Below are 16,919 nucleotides of genomic sequence, written 5' to 3'. Positions count from 1 at the left end.
AATGCTGTTTTGTTATGGAAAGAAATCAGAAAGAAGAAGTACAGGCGCTTCAAGATACTTTACATGTTTTGGGCGGTAAATGGCGTTTGCCGATCATCAATTCGATCTGCAACGGAAATCATCGTTTTAGGGAAATTGAACGCAGTATTCCAGGAATTACAACACGTATGCTTTCTAGAGAACTCAAAGAAATGGAGATCAATATGCTGATCAAAAGAACCGAAGACCGTGATGCCGAAATTCAGGTCAAATACGAATCGACGCCTTATTGCAAATCATTTGCTCCTGTAATCGAAGAAATGATTAAATGGGGAAAATCGCATCGAAAGGAAATCATTAGAAACTCTTAATTGGCATTGCCAGTATTACAACGATATAGTTGATAAACAGATATAATAAGCGTAATTTTTACACATAAAAAGTATCACAATAAAGCCTTAAAGACAATAATTTCTCGCATACTTTTTCAGCATTTTTGCCTAACTTAGCGCTCTGCATTTTGAAATGTAAAAATTAAAATAACCATTGTTTTTCTGCAAAACATTGAACGAAAAAACATTACTGTGCTTTTTCGTTCGTTTTTCTGCAAAAAACAGCTTTCTAATAATTTAGTTAATTGAAAACTATGAACAAATTTGATTTTGGAATTGTAGGACTTGGTGTAATGGGCCGTAACCTACTTTTAAATATCGCTAGCCACAACTTCGCGGCTGCAGGTTTAGACTTAGACACCGAAAAAGTCAATTCTCTTCAACAAGAAGCTGATTCTGATCATACAATCGAAGCTACTACAGATGTAAAACATTTTGTAGAACTTATTCAACAGCCAAGAGCGATTATGTTATTGGTTCCTGCGGGAAAACCAGTTGACAGCGCTATTGCTAGTTTACTTCCTCACTTAGATAAAGGAGATATCATCATCGACGGTGGAAACACTTATTTTACAGATACGGACAGAAGATTTATTGAATTATCTGAAAAAGGAATCCACTTCTTCGGAATGGGAATTTCGGGCGGTGAAAAAGGCGCTCGTTTCGGTCCTGCTATGATGCCTGGTGGAGATCAAAAAGCATACGAAAGATTACGTCCTATTTTTGAAGCGATTGCTGCTAAAGTAGATGGCGAACCTTGTGTAGAATATTTAGGAAACGGTTCTGCTGGAAACTATGTAAAAATGGTTCACAACGGAATTGAATACGGAATCATGCAGTTGATTTCTGAGATTTATGACTTAATGAAAAGAGGTTATAACTTGGATGATGAAACGATTCAGAAAACTTTTGCTGAATGGAATCAGACTGATGATTTAAGATCGTATTTGATTGAAATTACTGGAAACATCTTAAAACAAAAAGATGAAGACGGAACGCAATTAATCAACAAAATCTCAGATTGGGCAAGATCTAAAGGTACAGGAAAATGGACTTCGCAAAACGCAATGGATTTACAAGTTCCAGTTCCAACAATCGATGCAGCGGTTAACATGCGCGATATGTCTAAAACAAAACCAGAAAGAATTGAAGCGGCTAAAAAATTAGTTTGGAACGCCGATAAAACAAATGTTTCTCAAAGCGAAGCAATTGCAGCTTTAAAATCGGCTTTGTATTTTTCTATCGTGGTGACTTACGCTCAAGGTTTAGCACAGCTTCACACGGCTTCTAAAGAATACAACTACGGATTAAATCTAGAAACAGTTGCTAAAATCTGGCGTGGCGGATGTATCATTCGTGCTACAATTTTAGAAGATTTCAGAAAAGCATATGTTGCAAAATCAGATTTGCCAAACTTACTTTTAGATGGCGGAATTGCTTCAAAATTAGTAGAAAACCAATCAGGAATGAGAGCTGTGATTCAGTTTGCGGTTCAAAAAGGATTGCCTGTTTCAGGATTAATGAACTCATTGTCTTATTTTGATGCTTATAGATCTGCTAATCTTCCAACTAATTTAATTCAGGCACAGCGTGATTATTTTGGAGCGCATACTTACGAGCGTATCGATAAAGAAGGCGTTTTCCATACACAATGGGCTGAATAAACAATTAAAGCAACACAACTACACACAATGACTAAAAATAAACTAAAGAATCCAACAATCATTGTTATTTTTGGAGGAACTGGAGATCTAGCAAAGAGAAAGCTCTTCCCCGCTTTTCAAAATCTGTACCTTGACGGACGTATGTCTGAAAAGTTTCAGATTATTGCTCTTGGAAGAGCTGAAAAAACCAATGAAGATTTTCGCGCTTATGTAGCAGAAAATCTAAATTTATTCTCAAGAAAAAAAGGAATTGATGATCCAGAAACAGAAAAATTTCTTTCGCACATCACTTACCACAGTCTTGATATCGATAAAGAAGAATCGTATATTGGATTAAATGAAAAAATCAACAATTTTGATCTGACATTTGGCGAACGCGCTAATCGTCTTTTCTATCTTTCAATTACGCCTTCTTTCATTTCAACGATTTCTAACAATATCAAGAAAATTGGACTTGCTGCAAATCCGAAACAAGATCGTATTATTATCGAAAAACCTTTTGGTTATGATAAAGCTTCTGCAATCGAGTTGAATGAAATGCTTTCGCAGACTTTCAAAGAAGAGCAGATTTACAGAATAGATCATTATTTAGGAAAAGAAACCGTTCAGAATATTTTGGCTTTCCGTTTCGGAAATTCAATGTTTGAGCCATTATGGAGCCGTAATTTTATTGATTTCGTACAAATTACCGTTGCAGAAGAAGTTGGCGTTGAGGAACGAGGCGGGTTCTACGAGGGTGTTGGCGCATTGAAAGACATGATTCAGAACCACTTGTTTCAGATTTTGTGCATGACGGCAATGGAAGCGCCTGCTTCTTTAAATGCTGATGACATTCGTAATAGAAAAGCAGATGTTTTAAAATCTATCCGTCGTATTAAACCAGAAGAAGTTGATCATTATATCGTAAGAGGTCAATATGATGCTGGTGAAATAAAAGGAGTTCCAGTTTCGGGTTACCGTCAAGATAAAGGCATTGCACCAGATTCTAATACAGAAACTTACGTGGCAATGAAAATCTATTTGGACAACTGGAGATGGCAGGGAATTCCGTTCTACTTGCGTTCAGGAAAAAGAATGGAAGAAAAACAATCTTCGATCATTATTCAGTTCAAACCAGTTCCGCATTCTTCGTTTTCTTATGGAAAAGAAGGAATGACACCAAACAGATTGATTATCAATATTCAGCCTTCAATGGACATTAAACTGCAATTTATGACCAAAAAACCAGGCTTATCAATGTCTTTGAGACCTGCGGAAATGGTTTTTGATTATTTTGCTTGTTCAACAATGTCGCCAGAAGCTTATGAAACCTTAATTGCAGATGCATTATTGGGAGATCCTACCCTATTTATGCGTTGGGATCAGGTGGAAGAAGCTTGGGATGCAATTGAAACGATTCAGCAAGTTTGGAAAACAACGCCTCCAAAGAATTTCCCAAATTACAAAGCTGGAAGCTGGGGACCTGAAGAAGCTGATGAATTGTTAGCACGACAAGGCCACAAATGGATTCCGAATACACAAACAAAAAAAGAAGAAGAAGTTTTAAATGATACAGATTTACAATAACACAGAAGAAATCAATACAGTTGCTGCAGATTTATTCGTAGAATCGGCTCAGAAAGCAATTGCTGCAAATGGCAAATTTACTGCCGTACTTACTGGAGGTTCTTCTCCAGCAGGAATTTACAGATTATTAGCTTCTGATGCTTACAAAAACAAAATAGACTGGAGTAAAGTTTATATTTTTTGGGGAGATGAAAGATGGGTTCCATTAAACGATGATTTGAGTAATGCTAAAATGTCTTATTCAACTTTATTGAGCCACGTTCCTATTCCGCAAGAAAACATTTTTGAAATGTATAAAGATGGCGTAACTCCTGAAGAATATGCGGCTTTTTATGAGCAGTCTGTAAGAACAGTTTTAGGCGAAGAAGGAAAATTTGACCTGATTCTTTTAGGAATGGGCGATGACGGACACACCGCTTCTCTTTTCCCAGGTGAAGCAGTTTTAGAAGAGCAAACCAAATGGGTTGACGCTTATTATTTAGCTCCGCAAAAAATGTATCGCATCACGCTTACGGCTCCAATAATCAATAAAGCAGAAAAAATTGTAGTTGTGGCTTTTGGAGAAAAGAAAACACACGCTTTAAAAGAAGTTACAAGTGGAGAATACAATCCGACTCTTTATCCAATGCAATTGATTAAACCAGTTTCTGGTGAGTTATTGTTTTTGGTGGATAAAGCTGCTGCGGGAACGAATTAATTCGAACTTATATAAAATTAAAAAAGGTTTATACTTTCTATTTTAAAAGTATAAACCTTTTTTAATTTTATGCATTTTAAAGAACTCATTCCGTAGGAATGTCTAGTCGGCAGAATTAATTTTACCAACGAAATATTCCTACGGAATATTAAATTATAATTTCTATCTGTTTTTGTGATGAAATTTGGAGTGATTTTTAATACCCAATACAAAAAACAGTTTCCCCTTTATTCACTGGAGGAGTTCCAATTTTATATAAAATAAGCCCCGTTGCTGGAGATTTAATTTCAATTAGAACTTTTCCAAATTCATCAGAAACAGATCCAATTTTATCTCCTTTTTTAATGTAATCGCCACTTTTTAAAGTGCTATGGAAAATTCCGCTAAATTCTGCTTTTACATATTCCTGATTGTTCAAATAAACCGCCGAAGGATTTTTAATTGGAGAAGTTCCAACGGTATACATATTCATGTAATGAAGCATATTGTAAACGGCCTTTTTTATCAAAGCAACCGATTCTGTCTGAACATTTCCTAATTTCCCTGCTTCGATACTCAAAGCCGTTTTTCCGTCTTGAGAAGCCTGTTTAAAAGCATATTTTGCCGGTTCAGTTTTAGTAATCGTGTACGGATAAGAAACAATATGATTAATTCCTGAAATCTCCGAAAGCTTACTGCTTAATAGGGTTTTCTTTTCCTCTAATATATTATTGTAATAACAAACAAAAGGCAGTAAATCTTCATTAGCATCTCCCGCGTGAATATCCAGAAAAACATCTGAATTTGGAATAATCTGCTTTGTTATATAATTGGCAATCTGTTCTGTAATCGTTCCCGTTTCTGAACCTGGAAAGGCATTATTTAAATTTTTATTATCGAACGGATTTACAAATGGTGTTCTCTTGTAAAATGAACCAACATTGGCAATTGGAACAACAATCAAAGTCCCTTTCAACTTTTTCGGATCAATTTCTTTGATTAATTCCTGAACTGCCACAATTGGCGGATATTCAAAACCGTGTATTCCTGCAATGATGGTAAAAACAGGGCCTTTTTCTTTACCTGAAAATATCGTTACAGGCATATAATTATAAGGAGAATCGGTTTTGAATTGGATCAAAGTATCTATCCTTTTTCCGATGTTTTCTTTTATTGATTTTTCTAGATTTTGTCCATAACTAATTACAGTTATAATTAGCATTAATTTTGTTCCAAAAAGCTTTAAGTAATTCACGTGGTATTCTTTTTATTATAGGAAACAATGTTTGTCTCCTTATATTCTTATAACGCAAAGATAAAGAAGTTTACTCTTTTTCTAAATTCTCAAAATCCAATCGATACTAACTTATTAATAAGGAACGCAGTAAAAAATCAAAACCTTAAAAACGAACTTCAAATATTATCAAATTTTTAAATCTCACGGTTTTTAGAAAAATTTTAAGAAACCTTACTTTTCAAATTGCTATATTTGGCGCACTTTAAGCAAGTATACGCCTTCTTTTAAGAAACAAAAACAACTCCTGATTGCTGTAAATGAAACCTGTAAAGTTCATATATATCGTTTTACTTTCGTTGCTCTCTTTTTTTAGAGGCACCGAGACGTATCAGCCGATTTATAACATCAGCAGCTGTATTACCTTAGATAGCGTTGCGGCAGATGACACGCAGATTTTCTCTAGTGATTTTTCTTCTTCTAAAAATCTAGAAGTTCATTATAAGCTCAAAAAGAAAATGAAATGCAGAGCGACTACTTTAGAACAAAGTACGATCAAAGCTCCGTATCTCAGTAATTTATTTAACTTCAAGCTTTATAAAAAGAGTTTAATATATGGTATAGCTTCAATATACCACATTGAAAGACATCCTCATCTTCACTTATACCAACTTTTCTAGGCAGCAAAATTTCGTCGTTTTTATATTCTAGTATTCTGGAACAATACCTCATTTACATATGTAATTGAGCTGCTATTGCTATAAAAACATTTCTAAAATGGAACTTTTCTAAAAAGAAAAGCATCCTAAAGTATTTTCATTTTTAAAATCCAAATTCATCCTCCCTGCATCCAAATAGCAAGGGAGAGTATCTATTTATTCAAAAATTTAAACCTAATGATGAGCATTTATAAAAATCCATTCCTTTTATGCACCTTGGCTTTATTCGTTTTAGTCTCGTGCGGAGATAAATCAAAGAAAGATTCTAAAAACATTAAAACATTTCCTGTTTATAAAGTTTCCCTAAAAGACACCATAGTTTCGAGCAAATTTGTTGCCGATGTACATGCAAAAAACAATGTAGAAATCCACGTTCGTATTCCTGGTTTATTAGAAAAAGTGTACGTTAGCGAAGGGCAAAAAGTAAAAAAAGGGCAAATTCTTTTTAAAATAAGCGATGTTGAACTTCAGATTCAGCTTCTAAAAGCCGAAGCCGTTTATAAAAGTGCTAAAGCCGATTTAAGAATTGCAACTGTAGAATTGGAACAGGCTCAAACCCTTTTCAATAAAAAAGTAATTGCAGACAAAGAATTAGAATTATCTAAAGCAAAATATGAAGCCGCTTCCGCGAAATTGGCTCACGCTGCTGCAGAAAGAAAAGCAATCAATCAGCAGATTAGTTTTACCACAATCCGTGCGCCATTTGACGGAACAGTTGATCGTATTCCGTTTAAAGAAGGAAGTTTAGTAGAAAACGGTTCATTATTGACTACTGTTTCTCAATTGGATGATGTTTACGCCTATTTCTCAATTCCTGAGAATACCTATTTCCAAATGATGGAAGACAAAACTTTAAACACGCAGGGCGATATTAAATTGGTTTTGCCAAACGGACAGGTTTACGATCAAAAAGGAGAATTAAGAACTGCCGACGGAGAAATCGACAGACAGACTGGTTCTATTCAATACAAAGCAAAATTTCACAATCCGCAAGGATTTATCAAACACGGAACTTCTGGAAAACTGATTATTTCAGAGCCAAAAACCAATGCAATTTTAATTCCGCAGAAAGCTGTTTTTTCTATTCAGGACAAACAATACGTTTTCCGCGTGAACAAAGATGGTGTAGTTAAAATGACGAATGTTACAATCGAAACCACTCTAGATGATGTTTATATCTTGAACGAAGGTCTAAAAAGCGACGACCTAATTGTGCAAGAAGGTACGCAATCATTGAGAGACGGCGATAAAATCAACATGAAACAAATGTAGATTATCAACCTGTAAAACAGTTATTTAATTATTTATCTAAAACATTTAAAATGATAGAGTTATTTATCAGGAGGAAAATATTGTCATTAATCATCTCGGTTATGATAGTCCTTCTGGGATTGCTGGCATTGTTTCAGCTTCCTATTACCCAATTCCCAGATATTGTACCACCGTCTGTAACCGTTACAGCAAAATATACAGGAGCAAACGCAGAGGTTTCGGCCAATGCCGTCGCTCTTCCGTTAGAAAGAGCCATCAATGGTGTGCCTGGAATGACGTATATGTCGACCGTAACTTCCAACGATGGTTTGACTTTAATCCAAGTTTTCTTTGAAGTAGGAACCGATCCCGATCTAGCTGCCGTAAACGTTCAAAATAGGGTTACCACGATTCTAGATGAACTTCCAGAAGAGGTAATTCGTGCTGGGGTTACAACCGAAAAAGAGGTAAACAGTATGCTGATGTACTTGAACATTACAAGTACCGATAAAACTCAGGACGAGCAGTTTATCTTCAACTTTACCGATATTAATATTCTTCAGGAATTAAAACGTATTGATGGTGTCGGACGTGCCGAAATCATGGGTCAGAAAGAATATTCGATGCGTGTTTGGTTAGATCCAGAAAAGATGCTTTCGTATAATATTTCGGCAAATGAAGTTATTAATTCACTTCAAAAACAAAACATTTCTGCTGCACCGGGTAAAGTCGGTGAAGGTTCAGGACAAATGAACAATCAATTACAATATGTAATTAAGTATGGTGGAAAATTCTTCGAGCCAAAACAATATGAAGAAATTCCGCTAAGGGCCAATTCAGACGGAACTATCTTAAGATTAAAAGACATTTCGAAAATCGAATTTGGTGCGATGAGTTACGGAATGGTTTCTAAAACCGACGGAAAACCTTCGGCATCAATCATGCTAAAACAGCGTCCAGGTTCAAATGCTTCTGAAGTTATTGCGAGCGTAAAAGAAAAAATGGCAGAATTGAAAGTGTCGTCTTTCCCTCCTGGAATGGAATTCAATATTGCCTATGACGTATCTCGTTTCCTTGACGCTTCGATTCATGAAGTATTAAGAACTTTGGTTGAAGCTTTTATTTTGGTGGCATTTGTCGTTTTCCTTTTCCTTCAGGATTGGAGATCGACTTTGATTCCTGTATTAGCAGTTCCTGTGGCACTTATTGGTTCGTTTACTTTTATGTCTATGATGGGCTTCTCGATCAACTTATTAACGCTTTTCGCTTTAGTGCTTTCGATCGGAATTGTAGTCGATAATGCGATTGTCGTCGTCGAAGCCGTTCACGTAAAAATCTCCGAAGAACATATGTCGCCAATGGAAGCAACCATTAGCGCGATGAAAGAAATTACAGGTGCCGTTATTGCAATTACGATTGTAATGGCCGCGGTATTTATTCCCGTTGCTTTCTTGAGCGGTCCTGTTGGGGTTTTCTATAGGCAGTTCTCATTGACAATGGCCATTAGTATTGTGATTTCGGGTATTAATGCCCTAACCCTTACTCCTGCCCTTTGTGCAATTATGTTAAAAGCGCACGATCCAAATAAAGAGAAAAAATCGCTTTTAAATCGTTTCTTCCACAGATTCAACCATTGGTTTGATAATATTACTTCAAAATACATCAAAGTATTAGTAAAATTTGCTGATCGCAGCACTGTAACTATTGGGTTATTAGTATTGTTCTGCATATTAACATGGGGAACAACGAAGTTTTTAGCGTCAGGATTTATTCCAACTGAAGATCAGGGAATGGTTTACGTAAGTGTTACAACACCACAAGGAGCAACCGTAGAACGTACTGAAAAAGCTTTGGATGAAGTAACTAAAATTGCCCAAGGAATTAAAGGTGTCGACAACGTAACTACTCTTGCGGGATACAGTATTGTAACCGAAATCGCTGGAGCTTCATACGGAATGGGAATGATCAACTTAAAAGACTGGAGCGAACGTGATATTTCGGTAACAGAATTCATGGCAGAACTTACAGAAAAAACCAAAAACATTACCGATGCACAAATCGAGATTTTTGCACCGCCAACCGTTCCTGGTTTTGGTAACACGAGTGGTTTTGAGCTTCGTTTGCTGGATAAATCTGGAGGAAGTATCACCAATACCGATAAAGTAACCAAAGAATTCATCAAAGAACTAAATGCTTCGCCAGAAATCCAGAACTCATTTTCGAGTTTTGATGCCACTTTCCCGCAGTATTTAATTCATATTGATTATGATTTGGCGGCCAAAAAAGGAATTTCGGTAGACAATGCCATGTCGACTTTACAAACTATGTTAGGTTCATTTTATGCAACCAACTTTATCCGTTTTTCTCAAATGTATAAAGTAATGGTACAGGCAAGTCCGCAATTCCGTCAAAATCCAGAAAGTATTTTGGATATGTATCTGAAGAATGAAGCTGGCGAAATGGTTCCATTTTCTACTTTCATCAAATTAGAACGAGTTTACGGTCCAGAGGTTTTAACTCGTTACAATATGTATATGTCGGCTATGATTAACGGTGAACCTGCTGAAGGTTACAGCTCTGGAGATGCCATTGCTGCTGTTGAAAAAATTGCTGCAGAAAAATTGCCAAGCCGTTTCGAACTAGAATGGTCTGGTATGACGCGTGAAGAGATTTTATCAGGAAACCAGACAATCTATATTTTTGCGCTTTGTATACTATTTGTATACTTATTGCTTGCGGCACAATACGAAAGTTTATTGCTTCCGTTCCCTGTATTATTGAGTTTGCCTGTGGGAGTTTTCGGTTCTTACATCGCGCTTGTAATGGTGGGATTGGACAATAATATTTATGCTCAAGTAGCACTCGTCATGCTGATTGGTCTACTCGCCAAGAACGCCATTCTGATTGTAGAGTTTGCGATGGCGCAAAACAAACTCGGACGTGATATTGTCGAAGCAGCAATTGAAGGAGCAAGACTTCGTTTCAGACCAATTTTGATGACCTCTTTTGCTTTTATTTCAGGATTGATTCCGTTGTGTATCGCTTCTGGAGCGGGTGCAATTGGTAACCGTTCGATTGGTACGGCCGCTGCGGGCGGAATGTTAATTGGAACTGTGTTTGGTCTTTTAATTATTCCTGGACTTTACATACTGTTTGCAAAATTGGAAAAACGAATAAGCAAGTCAAACAATTAATTCGTTGATCAAAATAGATTAAATAAATCTATTTTGATCTGCAACAATCTTTTTAAAATCTGCGTGAAATATTTTTTTACGCATAGATTTTTTCACGCAGATTAATCTAAGCTAATGAATACGATTAAAAAATGCTTGGCAGATAGAACAAATAAAATTAAATAATGAAAGAGATATTAAATCAATATAAAAATACTGATGTGATAAGGACAACCAAAAGCGCCGTTGTAATAACTGGAGTTTTACTTTTAACGGCTTGTTCGGCACCAAAAGTCAGTAACAAACTAGACGCAGCAAAGCTTCCAGAAAATTTTGATGCACAAAGAAAAGAAGCATCAAGCGAGCCTTTTATTCCATTAAAAACAGAAACCTTTTTTAAAGACCCAAAATTAGAAGCTTTATTAAAGAAAGCCATTGCCAAGAATCCTGACTATTTAATCATGCAGGAAAGAATCCTGATTGCCAATTCGCATTTAAAAGTGGCAAAACTAGCACTTCTTCCCTCTTTAGATCTTGTGGCCGATGCTTCTGGAACACATTACGGAAAATATACAATGGATGGAGTTGGTAACTTTGATACCAATTTTTCTCAAAATATTAGCGACAAACAAAGAATCAACGAAGATGTTACTCCTAACCTATTTTTGGGAGCCAAAGTTTCTTGGGAAGCTGATATCTGGGGAAAATTAAGCAATCGAAAAAAAGCAGCTCAACAACGATTTTTTGCTTCTCAGCAAGGAATGCGTTTGCTGCAAACGCGTCTTTTAGGAGATGTTGCCGACTTGTATTTCAAACTGATCGCTTTAGACAAACAAGCCGCGATTTACGATAATAACTTGAAAACGCAGGAAAAAGCGCTTGATATTGTTTCGGCACAAAGATCGGTTGGAAAAGCTACAGAATTGGCCGTACAGCAGTTTAATGCACAAAACAATAACATTCACGCCGAAGCATCAGAATTAAAATTAAGCATTGATCAGACCGAAAAAGCGCTATTAACGCTTTTAGGCGAATATGGCGGAAAAATTGACAGAAGCAGCGATTTCTTATCTGGACATTTGGAGGTTTTAAACCAAAAAATCAGCGTGGATTCTATCATTCACAAAAGACCCGATGTATCAGAAGCTTACTTCGAATTATTAGCCAGTAATGCAGATGCCAAATCGGCTCGTGCCGCTTTTTTCCCAACTGTAAATTTGGGCGGATATGCAGGATTCAATTCGTTTTCGTTCAATACTTTCTTTGATGCAGGTTCTTTCGCTTGGCAGATATTGGGCGGACTGACAGCTCCCGTTTTCAACAAAGGACAGATCAAACAAGAGTTTTATGTTTCCAACAGAAGACAGGAAATTTCATTTCTGCAATATCAAAATACGGTTACAACAGCTTTCAACGAGTTAAGTGCTCTATTGCATAGAAATCAAGCTTATGAAGATGTTTTAAAATATAAATTAAACGAAATTGATCATCTCGAAATTGCCGTAAATGTCTCCAACGATTTGTATTTGAGCGGTTATGCTAATTATCTGGAAATCATCAATGCACAAAAAAACAAATTGCAGGCAGAATTGGATTTTGTCGATATCCAACTTCGAAATGCAAACTCACAAGTATTGCTTTATAAGGCTTTAGGCGGAGGAATAAATTAGTTTATATGTTGGTCAAAAATGGCTTCTGTTTATAATAGCTCATCGCAGAGGTTGTTTTATATCCCATTTCTTTTGAAATGGGATTTTTTTATTAAAGTAACTTATTTTGCCGTTTTACTTTTTACCTTTATTCTAAAATACTAAAATTCCGTTGATGGATATTTCTAAAATTCTCGATCACATACACCAACTTCCCGAGCAGTCTAAACTTGCTCTGCAAAACAATGTTACAGAAATAGCATCTTCTAAAGGGCACATTTTGCTAAAAGCTAATAAAGTAGAACCAAATATTTATTTTATAAAAAAAGGATTGGTGCGAGCTTATGTAGAAAGAGATAACGAAGTTACTTTTTGGTTTGGAAAAGAAGGCGAAACCATCATTTCAATGAAAAGTTATGTTGAAGATCAGCCGGGTTATGAAACCATTGAACTTTTGGAAGACTGCGAATTGTACGAACTTAAAACAGAAAACCTAAGAAAACTCTTTAATGAAGATGTTCACATAGCCAATTGGGGACGAAAATTTGCCGAAAAAGAATTGATAAAAACCGAAGAACGTTTGATTTCTAAACAATTCAAAAATGCTTCTGAACGCTATTTGGAATTAATGAAAGATCATCCTGAACTCCTTCAAAGAGTTCAACTAGGACATATTGCTTCTTATTTAGGAATTACACAAGTCAGTTTAAGCAGAATACGTGCAGAATTAAAATAACCTTTTAGGAGATTTTTTTTTAAACTCTTCATTTAAATCTGGACAAATCTGCTTTAATCTGTGTAAATCTGCGTGAAAAAATCATATGCAAAAGTATTTCACGCAGATTATAAAAGATTTTAGCAGATCAAATTAGATTTTAATTCTTGAGCAGAACAGATTAAAATAACTTCATTTTTTATCATTTGTTAATTTTTTTCTGATTTCGATAAAAGAACTTTGCATCACAAAATTTTAACTATATGAACTGGATTATTTTAATCATCGCGGGTCTATTTGAAGTAGCCTTCGCGTCATGTCTTGGAAAAGCAAAAGCAACTACTGGAACCGAAATGTACTATTGGTATATTGGCTTCTTTATATCTTTAACAATTAGTATGGTTTTATTAATGAAAGCTACCGAAACGCTTCCACTAGGAACTGCTTATGCTGTCTGGACAGGAATTGGTGCCGTGGGAACGGTTCTGGTTGGTATTTTTATTTTTAAAGAACCGGCAGCATTCTGGAGATTGTTTTTCTTGGCAACATTGGTTGGTTCTATTGTTGGTTTAAAGGCGGTTTCTCACTAAAAATATATTACACGAATTAGATACAACTTTGTCAAAGTTTGAGACTTTGACAAAGTTTTTTTGTTTTAAACACATAGGAATTCTCCAATCTTGTCATTCCGAGGAACGAGGAATCACACTAGAAACTCCGCACAGAATGTCTACTATCTTTGTCGAATCTCGAGTGTGATTCCTCGTTCCTCGGAATGACAAACTGTTGCCTGAACTTTGTCAAAGTTTAAAACTTTGACAAAGTTTTCATCTTGGAATTTTGGACCCGAGCGATAGCGAACAGGCGAAGCAATTTAAAACTTGGAATTTAAAAGAATTAATGCATTTCCAGCATCACATGATAAAAAAATAGCATTTTATATCATTACTCAGGCTTTTATCTTTGTCAAAAATTAAAGCTTAAAATAAAAAATGACATTCAGCCATTCCATTAAATCTTTTGACGAATTAACCAATCATGAATTGTATGATATGCTTCGGTTAAGAAGCGATGTTTTTGTAGTCGAACAAAACTGCCCTTATCTCGATTTGGATAATAAAGACCAGAAAGGTTTTCATTTATTGTATTATGTCGATAACGAATTGGCAGGTGTTACGCGCTTACTTCCAAAAGGAGTATCGTATGATGAAGTTTCGATCGGAAGAGTTGTCATTGCAAGATCGCATCGCGGATTAGGTTTAGGAGTAAAACTAATGGAAGCTTCGATTGCGGGCTGTGAAGAAAAGTTTGGAAAAGGTCCAATTAAAATCAGTGCGCAATACCATTTATCCAAGTTTTATCAATCTTTGGGATTTGTAGAACAAGGTGAAGTGTATGATGAAGACGGAATTCCGCATATCGGAATGCTAAGAGCTTAAAGGTTTACGGAATAATCAATTTTAAAACATTGGAAAGCACAGGATTATGATCTTCAGTTCTCCAATTGACATATAAATCGGTTTCTAACGGTAATTTGATAAATCGGATTCCTGGAATTTCATGAAAGACATACGAATCGGGTAAAATCGCGATTCCGAGTCCTTTTCGAACCAAAGCAATTATAGAAGAACCAAATTCAGACTGAAGATAAGCTTCTGGCGCGTTATCCAAAGAATTGAATAATCTCTGAATAAGGTCACTGTAACTGCTTCCTTCGTCGTTGGTTGGCAAAATAAACTTTTGAGACGCAAGAGTTTCTTTAGTAAAATCCTCAGGCGTTTGATATGGATGATCTTCTGGAACAACAACTGCTAAGTGATCGGTATAGATTTTTTGAGATTGAATATCTTTTGCATTATTAATATCTCTGGTAATCGCCAGATCAATTTTATAATTTCGCAGAAAATCCTGCTGATTCTCATAAAGAACCTGAACCAGTTTGATTTTTAGTTTTGGAAAAGCTTCTGAAATACGCGACAAAATTTCGGGCATAAGAGAAGCCGAAATAGAATCGGGATGAGAAATGGTAATCGTACCGCTCTCCCCTAACTGAATCTGGCGGGCAGATTGATGAATAAATTCCAGTTTACTCAATTCGACCTCCCATTTTTCTTTTAAGAACTGGCCAGCGGCAGTAAGTTTGACATTACGTTTGTTACGCTCAAACAGCTGCACACCAAGCTGATTCTCCAGAGACTGAATCTGGCGGCTAAGTGCTGATTGTGTAATATTCATTTTTCCGGCAGTATTCCAGAAATGAAGTTCGCGAGCCAAAGCCAAAAAATATTTAATTTGCTGTAAGTCCATTGATGCAATTTACGCATTTATTAAAAACAAAAAACAGCTTTTAACGCATTAAAGAAATAAAAATGAATACGCTAAAAATAACCAAAGCCACAACTGATGACATTTTAAAGCTTCAAGCAGTTGGCAGACAAACCTTTTCTGAAACCTTCGCCGATGTAAACAGCGAAGAAAACATGAAAAAATATCTGGGTGAAAGTTTCGCTACAGCAAAATTAACTGCTGAATTGAGCAACCCTTCATCTTATTTCTATTTAGCTGTTTTAGATGAAAAAATAGTCGGTTACTTAAAATTGAATACAGCCAATGCCCAAACCGAAAAAGAAGATCTAAACGCCTTAGAAATAGAACGTATTTATGTAGCAAAGGAATTTCATGGCAAAAAAGTCGCACAGGCATTATATGCTAAAGCAGAAGAAATTGCCGAAGAAATAAAAGCGACTTACATGTGGCTGGGCGTTTGGGAAAAGAATTTCAGAGCCGTAAGTTTCTATACTAAAAACGGTTTTGTGCAATTTGATACACACATTTTTAGATTAGGCGATGACGAACAAACAGATTTAATGATGAAAAAAATCTTGATTTAAAATACGATTTCAAAATGGAAAGAAGACAGCTTTTATTGTTTTTATTAATTCTTGGCACTGCCTTTTGGGGAGTTTCTTACTCCGTTACCAAAATGGCAATTGGCCACTATTCGCTAAACGTATTTTTATTTTATCGTTTCCTGTTGGCTGTTGTGGTATTGAGTATTATTTTTTGGAAATATGTTAAAGACATCAATCGAGAAGCTATTAAAACAGGTTTTATTTTAGCTGTTCCAATGTTTTTAGGCATTCAGTTGCAAACTGTCGGACTTAAATATACAGATGCTTCTCAATGCTCTTTTATTGCAGGATTAACCGTAATTATTATTCCGTTATTAAAACTAGCAATTTATAAAACCAACGCTTCACTAAAAATCTGGATTGCTGCTTTGACGGCTTTAACTGGGTTATTTATTATTGCCATTCAGGATAAGTTTACCATAAACTTTGGAGATTTATTTACAATTGCTGGAGCCTTTGCCTTTGCGGTTTATTTAATTGCTGTTGAAAAACATTCTGCCACCAAAAACCTCTTGTATTCTATTGTGCCAATGTTTGCATTTTGTGCGCTTTTTACTTTTTTAATAGCGTTAACAGACGGTTCATCAGAATGGCTTCCACAAAACAATACGTTCTGGATGGGCGTAATTTATTGTGCTTTGTTTTCTACCGCTTTTATGTATACGGTTTCAAACATTTCTCAACGTTATTTATCAGCAGAACGCGTAGCGGTTATTTATTTGTTTGAACCTGTTTTCGGGGCAATTGGTGCGTTTTTTATTTTAGGAGAAAATCTATCATGGCGTTTACTTTTAGGCGGTACTTTGATTTTTTCTGCGACCATTATTTCTGAAGTCAATTTTAAAAGTGAAAGATTAAAGGTGTTGATTAGACGAAATTAATCTTTTAAAATATTTCACGCAGATTTAAAAAGATTTAAGCAGATCAACGCAGATTTTTATTTTAATAAATCTTTTTAAATCTGTAAAAATCTGCTGAATCTGCGTGAA

15 protein-coding genes are annotated in these 16,919 nt (G+C 35.7%); 13 read left to right on the top strand and 2 right to left on the bottom strand.

The window, feature by feature from the left end:
- Positions 1-14: 14 nt before the first annotated feature.
- The 4 genes from DM444_RS21625 to pgl all read left to right on the top strand — a co-directional run bounded on the left by DM444_RS21625 (position 15) and on the right by pgl (position 4,298).
- On the top strand, positions 15-350 hold the full coding sequence (locus DM444_RS21625; protein WP_111290528.1) for a winged helix-turn-helix transcriptional regulator: 336 nt from the start codon (positions 15-17) through the stop codon (positions 348-350).
- A gap of 275 nt (positions 351-625) precedes the next feature.
- Positions 626-2,035, top strand: coding sequence for an NADP-dependent phosphogluconate dehydrogenase (gndA, locus tag DM444_RS21620; RefSeq protein ID WP_111291193.1), 1,410 nt, complete (start codon positions 626-628; stop codon positions 2,033-2,035).
- A 27-nt stretch (positions 2,036-2,062) separates the two neighbouring features.
- Positions 2,063-3,601 carry a glucose-6-phosphate dehydrogenase gene (gene zwf / locus DM444_RS21615; protein WP_111290526.1) on the top strand — a complete coding sequence of 513 codons (1,539 nt, stop codon included), beginning with the start codon at positions 2,063-2,065 and terminating at the stop codon, positions 3,599-3,601.
- Positions 3,582-4,298 (top strand): 6-phosphogluconolactonase, encoded by a 717-nt coding sequence (gene pgl, locus DM444_RS21610; protein ID WP_111290524.1) that lies wholly within the window; start codon positions 3,582-3,584, stop codon positions 4,296-4,298. The genes zwf and pgl overlap by 20 nt, the downstream gene beginning before the upstream one ends.
- Before the next feature lie 196 nt (positions 4,299-4,494).
- Here the strand turns inward: pgl and DM444_RS21605 are convergent, their stop codons facing one another.
- Positions 4,495-5,532 (bottom strand): succinylglutamate desuccinylase/aspartoacylase family protein, encoded by a 1,038-nt coding sequence (locus DM444_RS21605; RefSeq protein ID WP_239455766.1) that lies wholly within the window; start codon positions 5,530-5,532, stop codon positions 4,495-4,497.
- A gap of 299 nt (positions 5,533-5,831) precedes the next feature.
- On the opposite strand from DM444_RS21605, the gene DM444_RS21600 reads away from it, so the two are divergent.
- From DM444_RS21600 to DM444_RS21570, 7 genes are all read left to right on the top strand, one after another.
- Complete coding sequence (locus DM444_RS21600) at positions 5,832-6,191, top strand: hypothetical protein (protein ID WP_111290520.1); 360 nt, start codon at positions 5,832-5,834, stop codon at positions 6,189-6,191.
- A gap of 216 nt (positions 6,192-6,407) precedes the next feature.
- The gene (locus DM444_RS21595) at positions 6,408-7,502 is read left to right on the top strand and encodes an efflux RND transporter periplasmic adaptor subunit (protein WP_239455765.1); all 1,095 of its coding nucleotides are present in this window, start codon (positions 6,408-6,410) and stop codon (positions 7,500-7,502) included.
- A 50-nt stretch (positions 7,503-7,552) separates the two neighbouring features.
- Positions 7,553-10,675: an efflux RND transporter permease subunit gene (locus DM444_RS21590; protein ID WP_111290518.1), complete on the top strand. Its 3,123-nt coding sequence runs from the start codon at positions 7,553-7,555 to the stop codon at positions 10,673-10,675.
- Positions 10,676-10,839: 164 nt separating this feature from the next.
- Positions 10,840-12,324 carry an efflux transporter outer membrane subunit gene (locus tag DM444_RS21585; protein WP_111290516.1) on the top strand — a complete coding sequence of 495 codons (1,485 nt, stop codon included), beginning with the start codon at positions 10,840-10,842 and terminating at the stop codon, positions 12,322-12,324.
- A gap of 154 nt (positions 12,325-12,478) precedes the next feature.
- Entirely contained in the window at positions 12,479-13,039 is a 561-nt protein-coding gene (locus DM444_RS21580) for a Crp/Fnr family transcriptional regulator (protein ID WP_111290514.1), read from the top strand.
- Between the two features lie 242 nt (positions 13,040-13,281).
- Positions 13,282-13,608, top strand: coding sequence for a DMT family transporter (locus DM444_RS21575; RefSeq protein ID WP_111290512.1), 327 nt, complete (start codon positions 13,282-13,284; stop codon positions 13,606-13,608).
- A gap of 402 nt (positions 13,609-14,010) precedes the next feature.
- A complete protein-coding gene (locus DM444_RS21570) occupies positions 14,011-14,457 on the top strand; it encodes a GNAT family N-acetyltransferase (protein ID WP_111290510.1) in 447 nt (148 codons plus the stop codon).
- Between the two features lie 4 nt (positions 14,458-14,461).
- Here the strand turns inward: DM444_RS21570 and DM444_RS21565 are convergent, their stop codons facing one another.
- The gene (locus DM444_RS21565) at positions 14,462-15,325 is read right to left on the bottom strand and encodes a LysR family transcriptional regulator (protein ID WP_111290508.1); all 864 of its coding nucleotides are present in this window, start codon (positions 15,323-15,325) and stop codon (positions 14,462-14,464) included.
- 62 nt (positions 15,326-15,387) lie between these two features.
- On the opposite strand from DM444_RS21565, the gene DM444_RS21560 reads away from it, so the two are divergent.
- Together DM444_RS21560 and DM444_RS21555 are read left to right on the top strand one after the other, a co-directional pair.
- Positions 15,388-15,909 (top strand): GNAT family N-acetyltransferase, encoded by a 522-nt coding sequence (locus DM444_RS21560; protein ID WP_111290506.1) that lies wholly within the window; start codon positions 15,388-15,390, stop codon positions 15,907-15,909.
- A gap of 14 nt (positions 15,910-15,923) precedes the next feature.
- A complete protein-coding gene (locus DM444_RS21555; protein ID WP_111290504.1) occupies positions 15,924-16,811 on the top strand; it encodes a DMT family transporter in 888 nt (295 codons plus the stop codon).
- Positions 16,812-16,919 lie beyond the last annotated feature (108 nt).

The organism is Flavobacterium ginsenosidimutans (assembly GCF_003254625.1).
In the GTDB taxonomy this organism is placed as follows: domain Bacteria; phylum Bacteroidota; class Bacteroidia; order Flavobacteriales; family Flavobacteriaceae; genus Flavobacterium; species Flavobacterium ginsenosidimutans.
This window is presented reverse-complemented; position numbering and strand designations above follow the sequence as displayed.

Bases quoted from the DNA above. Each gene is read 5' to 3' on its own strand.
- DM444_RS21560 (WP_111290506.1), top strand. From the start codon at position 15,388: ATGAATACGCTAAAAATAACCAAAGCCACAACTGATGACATTTTAAAG.
- DM444_RS21590 (WP_111290518.1), top strand. From the start codon at position 7,553: ATGATAGAGTTATTTATCAGGAGGAAAATATTGTCATTAATCATCTCG.
- DM444_RS21575 (WP_111290512.1), top strand. From the start codon at position 13,282: ATGAACTGGATTATTTTAATCATCGCGGGTCTATTTGAAGTAGCCTTC.
- pgl (WP_111290524.1), top strand. From the start codon at position 3,582: ATGATACAGATTTACAATAACACAGAAGAAATCAATACAGTTGCTGCA.
- DM444_RS21555 (WP_111290504.1), top strand. From the start codon at position 15,924: ATGGAAAGAAGACAGCTTTTATTGTTTTTATTAATTCTTGGCACTGCC.
- DM444_RS21585 (WP_111290516.1), top strand. From the start codon at position 10,840: ATGAAAGAGATATTAAATCAATATAAAAATACTGATGTGATAAGGACA.
- gndA (WP_111291193.1), top strand. From the start codon at position 626: ATGAACAAATTTGATTTTGGAATTGTAGGACTTGGTGTAATGGGCCGT.
- DM444_RS21625 (WP_111290528.1), top strand. From the start codon at position 15: ATGGAAAGAAATCAGAAAGAAGAAGTACAGGCGCTTCAAGATACTTTA.
- DM444_RS21570 (WP_111290510.1), top strand. From the start codon at position 14,011: ATGACATTCAGCCATTCCATTAAATCTTTTGACGAATTAACCAATCAT.
- DM444_RS21580 (WP_111290514.1), top strand. From the start codon at position 12,479: ATGGATATTTCTAAAATTCTCGATCACATACACCAACTTCCCGAGCAG.
- DM444_RS21600 (WP_111290520.1), top strand. From the start codon at position 5,832: ATGAAACCTGTAAAGTTCATATATATCGTTTTACTTTCGTTGCTCTCT.
- DM444_RS21595 (WP_239455765.1), top strand. From the start codon at position 6,408: ATGATGAGCATTTATAAAAATCCATTCCTTTTATGCACCTTGGCTTTA.
- DM444_RS21565 (WP_111290508.1), bottom strand. From the start codon at position 15,325: ATGGACTTACAGCAAATTAAATATTTTTTGGCTTTGGCTCGCGAACTT.
- zwf (WP_111290526.1), top strand. From the start codon at position 2,063: ATGACTAAAAATAAACTAAAGAATCCAACAATCATTGTTATTTTTGGA.